This window comes from Streptomyces sp. NPDC094143 (genome assembly GCF_040303825.1).
Classification (GTDB): domain Bacteria; phylum Actinomycetota; class Actinomycetes; order Streptomycetales; family Streptomycetaceae; genus Streptomyces.
In genome coordinates, this window is record NZ_JBEOTZ010000019.1 from 87,978 (window position 1) to 98,287 (window position 10,310).

The following is a 10,310-nucleotide window of genomic DNA, read 5'->3' on the forward strand; positions in this document are numbered from 1 at the left end:
AGCCGGTTGTCGCCGGTGGTGTTGTCCCGCAGCTAGCCGTTCACCAGTGCGCGGTCCGCCGACCGCAGGGCCGTGGTCACCGTGATCCGCGCGTAGGTCCTGCCGATGGCCAGGGAGGGTGGTGGTGTCCGTGATCCGGTCGTGTTCGGCCGAGTTGAGGCCGGGCTCCCAGCGGTCCAGCACCTCGTCACCGACCGAGCGGCATAAGGCAGTGACGGCGGTCAGGCCGCCGAGTTCCCTCAGCAACAGGTTCGCTGCGGTGTCGTGGAAATCCTCTCGCCCTGCCTGGCGAGTACCTGGTGGCCTCGGGCCGGCGCGGGGTGGCGGCTGTCCATGGCCACGTCCACGCTGGGCTTCGAGAGCAACGAGACGGACGTCAGCCAGGCCGACGCGTGCTCCGGGGACAAGGTCGCCGGACAGCAGGCGGTCCATGGCCGTGCGGATGGCCCGCTCGTTGTCCTCGCGGGTGGAGGCGGTGATACGGCTCATCGGTCGCCTTGCCGGCCGGTCGGCCGCGGAACGACCAGCGCCTTCACCACGGTCTGTCGAGGTGGGGGTTGAACGTCGCGGTCCCCGCGTCGGTGTACTGGCCCACGACGACGTACCGGCCGGCGTCCCGGGTCAGGCGCATACCCTCGGGCACGGCCGCCGGGGCGCCGGTCGCCTCGATCGTGACGTCTGCGCCGCGTCCGCCGGTCAGGTCCAGGACGCGCTGCCTGCGTCTCGGCGGCTGTGGTGTCGACGACCACGTCCGCGCCGAAGCGGGAGGCGGCCTCCAGCCTGACCCGCAGACCGCCGACCACGATCACCCGGCCGCCCCACGCAGTTGGGCCAGAACGGCCGCACACAAGCCGACCGGCCCGGCCCCCTGCACCACCACCGTGTCACCGAACGCGACATCGGCGAGAGTGACGGCGTGCAGGGCGGTCGGCATGCCGCAGCCGCCGGCCAGGAAGGCGCGCCAGTTCAGTCCGTCGGGGAGCGGAAGGATGTGCACGCCGGGTTTGAGGTGGATGTACTCGGCCCACCCGCCGAACAGTCCGTCGGCGGCGAACAGGGTGACGCCGTAGACCTTGCGCCGGGGGCAGCGGGTCGTGGCCTGCCCGACGGTGCAGTACCAGCACCGGCCACAGGTGCCCCACACGTCGAGGGAAGTGACGACCTGGCGAACGTGCACGGGTTCACCGGACACGTCCAGGGGGACGCCGCCTCGGCGTTCAGGGCGGCGATCCGGCCGACGCTCACATGCCCCGGGATGATGGGGTAGGGCACACCGGCGAGCTGCCCCTTCCACAGGTGCGCGTCGGTCCCGCACACCTCACTGCCGAGGGTCTGCAACAGAACCGCAGCGGGTTCGAGGTCGGGAGGGGCGCTCCGGTGGATCTCCAGTGGCGCGTTCGGTTCCAGCATGACGACGGCTGCAGGCAAGGTCTTCCCTTTCGGACGTAAGGTGCGGGGCCGACGCCACGAAGCCGGCAGTACGACGGGATACTCGCGAGCCACTACGGGAGTCCGGGCGCGGGGGTTCGGCGGAGCCCCGATCGCACGCGTGGCGACCGACCGCGGCACTGCACCCGCCTCGCGGTTGACGGCGCCCCGGGAGAGCGCGGACGCCCCCTCCGACACAAGCCCTGCCAGGAGCGGGCCCCAGGCCACGGCGGACCGTCATGTGGGCCGTCGGTGTCGGTGAGGTACGCGTACTGCCCCGTTCGGATTCCAGCGTGCGGCGCCCCCGCTCTCGCGAGGGCGGGCCGCGCTCCCCCGCTCCGGCGGTTCGCCTGCCGTGCTCGGCCGGGGGAGAAGGAAGCTGCCGCCCAGTCCTCAGCAACGGCCTCTCGCGGCCGTCGCGTACAGCCTCCCTGTCCCCCTCTACGCGAGAGGGCGGGACCGGGCTGCGGCCAGGGTGGCGTAGCGGCGGATGGCCGGTCAGCCGCTGCCGGTGCCTGGCGGGGACGGGGCGGCCAGCCCGCCAGCCGCCTCCCGCAGGGCGGGCAGCAGCGCTGCCACCGGCGGGCTGTCCAGGGCGCCTTCGCGGACGACCACGGTGGTGTGGCGGCGCAGCCGGTGCCCGCGGACGGGCAGGCGCACCACGGGGTGGCCCGGCCGGTCGGGGGCGAGGTCGGGGACGAGCGCGACCCCCCAGCCCAGAGCGACGAGGCCGAGGACGGCCTGCAGGTCGCCGGCGTCGCAGACCACGTCGGGAACGAAGCCCGCGTCGGCGCAGACGTGCAGGCCGAGCCGGCCCAGGTCCGTGGTGCGGTCCAGCAGCCAGGACACGTCGGCGAAGTCCTCCAGGGGGCGGGGTCCGGCGTGCCGGGCGAGGGGGTGGTCCGGGGCGATGGCGAGGCGGATGTCGTCGGTGAGCAGTTCCTCCTCGTGCAGGCCGGGCCGACCGGTGACCGGCACGTGTGAGTACCGGGCGGCCAGGGCGACGTCGAGTTCCCCGAGCCGGACACGCTCCCGCCCGCCGGTCGGCGTCACACCGTGCAGGGTGACGCGCAGCCGTGGGTGCAGGGTGCGCAGGCGGGTGGCGGCGGGCGCGACCAGGGACGGTCCTTCGTGCAGCGGTACGCCGATGCGCAGTTCCCCGGTGACGTCCCCGTCGTGGGAACGCAGCTCGGCCTCGGCGCTCTCCAGCTGGGCGACGATCCGTTCGGCGTGCCGGACCAGGAGGTGTCCGGCGGCGGTGAGTTCGACGCGGTTGCCACTGCGGTTGAGCAGGGTCGTGCCGGTCTCCGCCTCCAAGGCGGACAGCTGCTGGGAGACCGCGGAACGGGTGTAGTTGAGGGCCTGGGCGGCGGCCACGATGGAGCCGCGCGCCTCGACCTCACGCAGCAGTAGCAGTCTGCGCACGTTCAGCATCGCCGCACCGTCATATTTCCTAACGCTGCCATCCCGGAACAGTCACACCAGTGTACGTGAATCCGGGCCAGGAGCCGCTTTCAATGGGAGGACCGACCACCTCTGCTCACTTTCCGAACGAAAGGCACCACCATGCCCGTCCTGCTGCACATCGACTCAAGTCCGCGTCCGGACGCTGTCTCCCGCCAGATCTCCGCCGAGTTCGCCCGCGCCTGGCGCAAGGCCAACCCACAGGGCCAGTACGTCTACCGTGACCTCGCGGCCGACCAGGTGCCGCACATCGACGCCGCCCAGATCGCCGTCATGCACCGGCTGGAGACGGAGGGCGTACGCGACCTGGAGACCGCCCGGGACGCGGCCCGGACGCCGGAGGAGGCGGCGAGCTGGTCGGTGACCTGGCCGCTGGTCGAGGAACTGCTGGCGGCGGACACCGTCCTGCTCGGGGTGCCGATGTACAACTTCTCCGTCCCTTCCACGTTCAAAGCCTGGTTCGACCGCATCCTGATCGCGCCTCTGATCGCCTCCCCCGAGACGGGTGAGGGCCCGCTGTCGGGCAGGAAGGTCGTCGTGGCGTCCGCGCGCGGCGGTGCCTACGGACCGGGCACGCCGCGCCACGACTCCGACCATCAGGAGCGGTACCTGCGGGCGGCGCTCGGCATGGTCGGGCTTACCGACGACCTGACCTTCCTGCACGCGGAGATGACCAAGGCGGCCCATGTGCCGCGCCTCGCGCAGTTCAAGGACATGGCGGCCGCGTCGTACGAGAGCGCGATGGACGGCGCCCGCGCCCACGCCGCGCACGCCTAGGAGCGGCAACCGCAGGAGTCCGGGGTGGGAACAGGAAGCCTCACGGCCCAGGGAGTTCCCACCCCGGCGCGTCCCGCGTCCCGTCACCGGCCTACGCTCGGACCCGACATGGACACCACACGCAACTGGCTGCTGCCCGCACTGCTGGCCGCTCTGCAGGCCGTACTGCTGTGGGCCGGGCCCGCCCTGACCGGTGGTAAGCCGCTCGCGGCGGCGGCCGTGGCCGGGGTGCTGGCCGCCACGGCGGCAGGGACCGCCGCCCTGGGATGGCGCCGTCGGATGCCAGTGCGCGCGCTGGCCGGGGTACTGGCCGCATCCGTTGTGGGCGAGTCGGTGGCGGCCGACTGGTACGTGGACATCGGGCTGATGGTCGCGCTGTACTCCGTGGCAGCGCGGTGCGGTGGATGGGTCACCGTGCGGGCCACGGCCGCGGTCGTCGGCTGCCATGGGGCGCTCAGCGCCGTACGGGAGGGAATGGGCTACGCCCTCGCCGGGACCGCGACGCTGACGGCCGTGCTGTTCGCGGTCTGCGCCGGACTGGGCGAGGCACGGCGTCACTGGGTGGCCGGGCGCTGGACGGCGACGCAGCGGCTGGTACGGGCGGAGAAGGACAAAGGGCGGGCCGCCGACGACGAACGGCACCGGCTGGCCCGGGAACTGCACGACGTCAGCGCCCACCACCTGACCTCCGTCGTGGTCACCGTGGAGGCGGCCCGCAAGCTCGGCGGGCAGCGGCCCGAACTGGCCGAGGAGGCGCTGCGGTTCGCCGAGGACACCGGGCGGGAGACGCTCACCGCGCTCCAGCGGCTGGTGGCGGTGCTGCACGAGACCGGCCGGGCGGAACCGGAGCCGATGACGGGCCCCGTCCGGGACCTGGTGGCCGCCTTCGGCCGGCTGGGCCGGCCGATCGCCGCCGACCTCCCCGACGACCTGGCCGGTCCGGCGGCCGAAGCCCTCTTCGGCATTCTGCGCGAGGCGCTGACCAACGCCCTGCGCTACGCGCCGGGCGCCGCCGTACGGGTCCGCGTACGGCGCGACGGCGGGGCACTGGACATGGTGGTCGACAACGACGCCCCGCGCGGCGGTGGCCAGGGCGGGACCGGTCTGGGCTCTGGACGCGGTATCGCCGGGATGCGGGAGCGAGCGGCGGCCGTCGGCGGGGACGTGACCGCCGGACCCGCACCCCACGGCGGGTGGCAGGTGCGAGCCCGGCTACCGGACGCCACCGGACCCCGGCAGCCAGCCCCGTCCTCCCGGCGCCGCCTCTTCCTGCGCCGCCAGCGGCTGGCCGACGCGGCACCGGCGTTCACGGCCGCTGTCCTGCCGGTGCTGCTGGTGCTGTTGGCCGCCGAGGAGGGGGAACGGACGGCGGGACTCAGCGCGACCGTCCTGCTGCTCGCGCTGACCACCGTGCACGCGCTGCCCCTGCTGTGGCGGCGGCGCGCTCCCTGGGCGGCGCTGTGGGCGGTGGCCGCCACCGCGCTGCTGTGGCCCGCCGCCCGCGCCGCGGGCCTGCTGCCGTCGCCGCTGCTGGACCAGTTGCCCGGTGCCGTGGCCGCGGAGGCCATGGCGGTGTACGCGGTGGCCGCCTATGGACGCGGTGCCGGGCGCACCTGGCCCGCCGCGCCCGTCGCCGCATTCGGCTTCGCCGCCGCCGTCGCGGCGACGGCCGGCGTGGACGGCAGCCTGATGGACGGTGCCACCTCACCAATGATGTTCGTCTGGGCATGGGGGATCACGGGTGTGGTGGTGTGCCCAGTACTGGCGGCCCTGTGGGGAGCGGGCACGGCGGTACGGACACGACGGCTGCGCGTCCTGGCACGGGAGGAGGGCGCCTTCTCCGACTCGGTGCGGCAGGCCGCCGCCGTCGCCGTCGCCGAACGCCTGCGGATCGCCCAGGGCCTGCATCAGGCGGTGCTGGGCCGCACGACGCGGCTGGTGGAACTGGCCGCACTTCGGCGCCTGGACGACGTCGCCGTCGAGGCCCGCTCGGCGCTGGCCGCCATGCGGGAACTGCTGCAGACCCTGCGCCCGGTCGAGACCGGCGCCGGCCCGGACGGGAGAGCGCCCGGGTCGGCCGGTGCCGGGGGGAACCGGTCCGCCGGTGGCCAGGCAGCGGCTGCCGTGCCCGCCGGGGACGCCTGACCACAGCCAGCTCCGGCTTCCGGCTTCCGGCTTCCGGCTTCCGGCTTCCGGCTTCCGGGGAGCGTCGGCCCTCGTCGCCCCTGAGCTGGCGGACGTCGCGGGACCGGGCGGCGGGACGTGTCGGGATTGTCACGGCAGGCGTACCCGGCACGAACCGGGTCACCGTCCGCCGCGCCGCGGTGAGCGGTGGCCTCCGGGTGTGAACCGAACAGCGTGGGTCTCGTAGCAGGAAGTGGTGGGAGAGGCCGGCCGGGCACACCGGCTGGTGTCTGCTGGCGGCCGGTCACCGTCCGTGCCGCACATCGCTCCGCCCGCCCCGATCACAGCACCACGACAGGCGAGGACGACATGAGCACTGAGCCAGACGTGACGGCGACGACCGCCTTCACCGGGGAGGCCGACGACGGTCCGAGCACTTCGTCCGCCCTCCCGGAGGCGTCGGGAGAGGCGGACCGTTCCCTGCCCATGGCGCGGCTGTCCGCACTTCCCCCGGACGGGGAGGACGGACCGCCGGCCGACGACGGCGTGGAGGAGGACGAGGTGTGGCAGCCGGTGTCCTCTCCTGAAGAGATCCCCGAACCTCCCGAGGACATCGTCAGGGCCGCCCGGCTGGCACCGGACAACTACCTCTACCTGCCCGACCCCTACTGGAAAGGCACGGGTGTCCCGCCGCTGTGGGCCGTCGTCGGCCGGTGGCGCTCGGACGACGCGGGCGAGATCGCCGGCTGGGAGGACAACCTGGAGTACCGCCCCTCCCCCGAGGCGCTCGGCTGGCTCGGCCCGGCCGACGACACGGACCGGGCAGTGCAGTCCGCCGTGACCGGATACGGGCCGGCCAGGGCGGTGGCCACCGCCCTGGCGGCGGCCCGCATCGAGGTGTTCCTCGACGCGGAGGGCAGGCCACGGCGTTCCGAAGGGCCGGACGGTGACGCGGTGGTCACCGTCTTCAGCCCGACCCCCGAACTGCGCGAGGCAGACCTGCCCCCGCACCGTCCCACCACCGTCCCCGAACTGCTGGCGGAGCTGCGGGAAGGGGAGCAAGTCCTCTACCTCAGCCCCACGTCCCCGGTGAGCGTGGCGGTGCCCGCCGACGTCCTGCGCCAGGTGCTGGCCGAGGACGGCGCGGATCAGGCACCCGCCGGTGACGACGACGGCGCGGCCGGGGAAGCGGAGCCCACCGACGGCACGGGCGGGGAAGCGGACAGCGCCGACGAGGTCGCGGCGGTGCGGGGCACCACGGAGGACGTACCTGTCGCTCCGGCTGGCGGGCTGGTCGGCGGCGATTCGTGGCACAACTGGGTCGAGGAGCCCGGCACCCCGGAGATTCTCGCGGACACGCCGGAGACCGAGGCACGCCATGAGACGGCCGGAGGAGAGGACTAGTGCCGCGCTGGACCGGCGTCCTCGCCCGGCTGCGGGGCACCGACGCGGAGGGGCGACGCTCCTTCGGCCGGGAACGGAACCGGCGCACGGGCGACGGTGCCGAAGCGCCGCGGATAGTCCTCGTCGTGGACCAGGCCGACGGAGTACGGCTTATCAGGTCGGCCTACGAAGGTCCACCCGACACCGGCGGGACCGACTGGCGTGCGCTGCACGGCAAACCGGGGACCGTCACGCTGCTTTTCGGCGCCGTAGCGGCGGACTCACCGGACCTTTGGCCCTTCCTGGCGGAGGTGCTCGACTCGCTGGCCACGGCAGACGTCACCGGGGTCAGACTCGCCCTGGCCGGAGCGGGCGCCGTCCGTCCTGACCGGCCGTGTGTCGCCCAGCTCATCGCCGACACCTGGGAGCTGGAGGTGACCGCCGCCGACGGGACGGTCGTCGTCGTCCCGGATGGATCACTGTTCACCCCGGCCGACACCTCCGGTGGGAGCGGCACCTGGTACCTCTTCGCCCCCGGCACCGAGCCCGTACTGCTCGGACCGCGCGACCCGGCGCCGTCCTGGCAGTCCGCCTTCAACCGCCTGCCCCGCCAGCTCGACGACGAGTGCGCCGTCGACGGCATACCGGCCGGAGTGCTGGTGCGACCGGTGCAGGAGGCCGCGCCGCAACCCGGGGACCTGTCCTATGCAGTCGCGCCCGACGCGCAGCGACCGGTCGTCCTGCTCGGCACCCCGCGGGGCCGCGCCGTCCCGGCGGACGCCGTGGCCGCCCTGCTGGTGACGCTCCCGGCGGCCGTGCGCGCCGGGGTGCGCCTCGCCTCCGGCTCGCACCGGGACGTCCTGCCGGTCGCCCAGGAGGTGGCGGACCTGCTCAGTACCGAGGTCGAGCTGCTGACGGGGCTGCCCCTACCGGGCGGCGAGGACCCCGGCACAGGCGTACACGTGACCCTGACCGACGATTCCGGCACCCCGACGTGGCAGCCGGTCGTGGAAGCGGTGCGCTGCCGACCAGCCCACCCCGACACTGGGCGCGCCGTCCCGCCCCGCCCAGTGCAGCCGAGGTCGCCACTGCCGGGCACTGAGCCCACCGATCGGGGCACCGTCGACCTGTCCGAGCGGTGGCGCCTGTCCCTCACCCGGGCCGGGGTGGCCCTGGAGGAGCGCGACAGGCCCCCGGCGCCTCCTGCCTGCCGGCCTGTCGACCCGGAGCGCTTCGTCATCGAGGCCTCGGCGTCGACGGACCACTCGGATCCTTCGTTCCTGCGCGCGTGCGAACGGGTGCTGTCCGGCCTGGACCCGGCTCTGCGCGCCCACGCGGAGCTACGGATACCGGCCATCTCCGGTGACACGCTGCAGGACATGCGACGCATGGCCGTACGCCACCACGTGGCCCTGACCCTGGTGAGGGCGCCGGAAGCACCGGTGCGTCCGGGCGGGCCCGCCGTCACCGTGACCACGATGGCTTCCGGCGGTGCACTCCAGGGGGCGGTCCGGACCGGACCGGGACGTTCACCGGACACCGAGGACAGGACGTCGGCCGACACCGGGGACAAGACGTCCGCCGACGCGGCCTCCACGCGTGCCAGCCGCGTCCCGGCGACGGGCGCCACCGCGCCGCCGAAACGGACCCAGCCGCAGTCCCGGTCCGACGGTCCCGCCGGGGCGCCGCTCACGGAGGACGGCATGGCCGAAGCCGCGCACAAGGACCCGGCCGACGGCACAGACTTGCCAGTCGCCCCCCTCCCTCTCCGCGCCTCGTCGTCCGGCTCCGCCGCGGCGCCCTCCCCACCCGCACCCGGGGTGGGGCCGTCCCCCTCCCCCGACACGGCCACCGACGCGTCCGGCAGCCCTGCCGGAGTAGGACGGGAGCCTGCCGCCCGGACCACCGCACCGGACCGGCAGCCGCGGTCCGGCGCGGTCCCCGCTCCGCCGACGGCAGCGCGACCCCAGGGGTCGGGCCCGGATACGAACCGGCCCGCGTCCGCGGAGCCGAGTCCTCCACCGTCCCCGGCGGCCCCGTCCCTCCCGGCCGAGCCGATCACCCCGGCGAGCCCGCACACGCCGGTGACCGGGAACACCGCTCCCGTCCCACCCACGTCGCCGCGTCCCACTCCCCCACCGGCACCGTCGCCCCCCGCGTCCCCGGCGGCACCCGTCTCCCCAGTCTCGACGGCCGGCTCAGCGGTACCCGTCTCGGCGGCTACCGCGTCGACGACCCCGCTCTCGCGAACCGGACGGCCCGCCACCACCGCGTCCCCACCCGTGCACCGGTCCCCCGACGCGCAGGACCGCGCGGCCTTCCGCAGGTTCACCGGTTCCGCGTGGGACGGGCACGCCGCCGGCGTCGCCCGGGCGCTCACCCGTATGCCCGTACTGCGCGGACAGGATCCGGACGTCGTCCGGACCGACCTGGTGGCGGTCCGCGCCTACCTCTCCTCGCCGTCCGGACCGCTGCACCACGCGGAATTGGCCCGCTCCCTGCGCACCGGCGACCCGTCCCGCCTGCCGTACGCACTGTGTCTGGTCTCCGGCCTGCGCAGACTGCCTACGTACCGCGGCGCGGTGGTGCGCGGCGGTCCGGCACCCACGGGTGTGGAGTCCCTGCTGCCCGGCACCGTGCTCCACGACCCGGCGCCGATCAGCGGACTGCCCCTCAGCGCCGCAGCCGTACCGGTGACGGCCGTGCGGTACGCCGTCTGGTCGTCCACGGCACACCGGGTACGCGCTCTGGCCGTGGCGGGGGCGGGAGCGGGCGGTGCGGACGAGGTCGTCTTCCCGCCCGGCTCCGTCTTCCGGGTGCTCCAGGTACGCCCGGGTGACACCGAACCCATGGTGCTGCTGCGGGAGGTGCCCGGTGCGCGGTCCGGGCCCGAGGAGCCCGCGGGGCTGAACGACGCGGACCGGACCGCGCTCACCCGCCTCAGCGCGGCGCTCGACGCACTCCCGGCCATCGGCGGCCCCGATCACCGGTGGCCAACGCGCTGTGCGGGTCCCCTGTTCGGCGCGGGAGCGGCGCCCACGTGAGACGACGGCATCCGCGGCCCTTCGACCCGTCCGGACCACCGGGGTCACGTGATCACGGGTGTTCTTCCTCCGAGGGTCGGGAAAACCTGC

The 10,310-nt window shown here is 74.5% G+C and carries 7 protein-coding genes and 2 pseudogenes; 4 read left to right on the forward strand and 5 right to left on the reverse strand.

What is annotated here, in order from left to right; all coding sequences use genetic code 11:
• Nucleotides 1-143 precede the first annotated feature (143 nt).
• The 5 genes and pseudogenes from ABTZ58_RS40250 to ABTZ58_RS23885 form a co-directional block, all read right to left on the reverse strand.
• Nucleotides 144-258: pseudogene (locus ABTZ58_RS40250) on the reverse strand (class A beta-lactamase); the annotation flags it as partial.
• A gap of 274 nt (nt 259-532) precedes the next feature.
• Nucleotides 533-706, reverse strand: coding sequence for a zinc-binding dehydrogenase (locus ABTZ58_RS23870; protein ID WP_351360271.1), 174 nt, complete (start codon nt 704-706; stop codon nt 533-535).
• Between the two features lie 99 nt (nt 707-805).
• Nucleotides 806-1,177: an MDR/zinc-dependent alcohol dehydrogenase-like family protein gene (locus ABTZ58_RS23875; RefSeq protein WP_351360154.1), complete on the reverse strand. Its 372-nt coding sequence runs from the start codon at nt 1,175-1,177 to the stop codon at nt 806-808.
• 41 nt (nt 1,178-1,218) lie between these two features.
• Nucleotides 1,219-1,410 (reverse strand): annotated as a pseudogene (locus tag ABTZ58_RS23880) (alcohol dehydrogenase catalytic domain-containing protein); the annotation flags it as partial.
• Nucleotides 1,411-1,926: 516 nt separating this feature from the next.
• Nucleotides 1,927-2,862 (reverse strand): LysR family transcriptional regulator, encoded by a 936-nt coding sequence (locus ABTZ58_RS23885; RefSeq protein WP_351360157.1) that lies wholly within the window; start codon nt 2,860-2,862, stop codon nt 1,927-1,929.
• A gap of 132 nt (nt 2,863-2,994) precedes the next feature.
• On the opposite strand from ABTZ58_RS23885, the gene ABTZ58_RS23890 reads away from it, so the two are divergent.
• The 4 genes from ABTZ58_RS23890 (at nt 2,995) to ABTZ58_RS23905 (ending at nt 10,220) form a co-directional block, all read left to right on the forward strand.
• On the forward strand, nt 2,995-3,669 hold the full coding sequence (locus ABTZ58_RS23890) for an FMN-dependent NADH-azoreductase (RefSeq protein ID WP_351360160.1): 675 nt from the start codon (nt 2,995-2,997) through the stop codon (nt 3,667-3,669).
• Between the two features lie 108 nt (nt 3,670-3,777).
• Entirely contained in the window at nt 3,778-5,814 is a 2,037-nt protein-coding gene (locus tag ABTZ58_RS23895; protein WP_351360163.1) for a histidine kinase, read from the forward strand.
• Between the two features lie 348 nt (nt 5,815-6,162).
• Nucleotides 6,163-7,197 carry a type VII secretion system-associated protein gene (locus ABTZ58_RS23900; protein ID WP_351360166.1) on the forward strand — a complete coding sequence of 345 codons (1,035 nt, stop codon included), beginning with the start codon at nt 6,163-6,165 and terminating at the stop codon, nt 7,195-7,197.
• Nucleotides 7,197-10,220 carry a hypothetical protein gene (locus ABTZ58_RS23905; protein WP_351360169.1) on the forward strand — a complete coding sequence of 1,008 codons (3,024 nt, stop codon included), beginning with the start codon at nt 7,197-7,199 and terminating at the stop codon, nt 10,218-10,220. The genes ABTZ58_RS23900 and ABTZ58_RS23905 overlap by 1 nt, the downstream gene beginning before the upstream one ends.
• The last annotated feature ends 90 nt before the right edge of the window (nt 10,221-10,310 follow it).

Excerpts from the sequence above, each read along its gene's own strand:
- ABTZ58_RS23885 (WP_351360157.1), bottom strand. The coding sequence starts at position 2,862 with ATGCTGAACGTGCGCAGACTGCTACTGCTGCGTGAGGTCGAGGCGCGC.
- ABTZ58_RS23890 (WP_351360160.1), top strand. The coding sequence starts at position 2,995 with ATGCCCGTCCTGCTGCACATCGACTCAAGTCCGCGTCCGGACGCTGTC.
- ABTZ58_RS23895 (WP_351360163.1), top strand. The coding sequence starts at position 3,778 with ATGGACACCACACGCAACTGGCTGCTGCCCGCACTGCTGGCCGCTCTG.
- ABTZ58_RS23900 (WP_351360166.1), top strand. The coding sequence starts at position 6,163 with ATGAGCACTGAGCCAGACGTGACGGCGACGACCGCCTTCACCGGGGAG.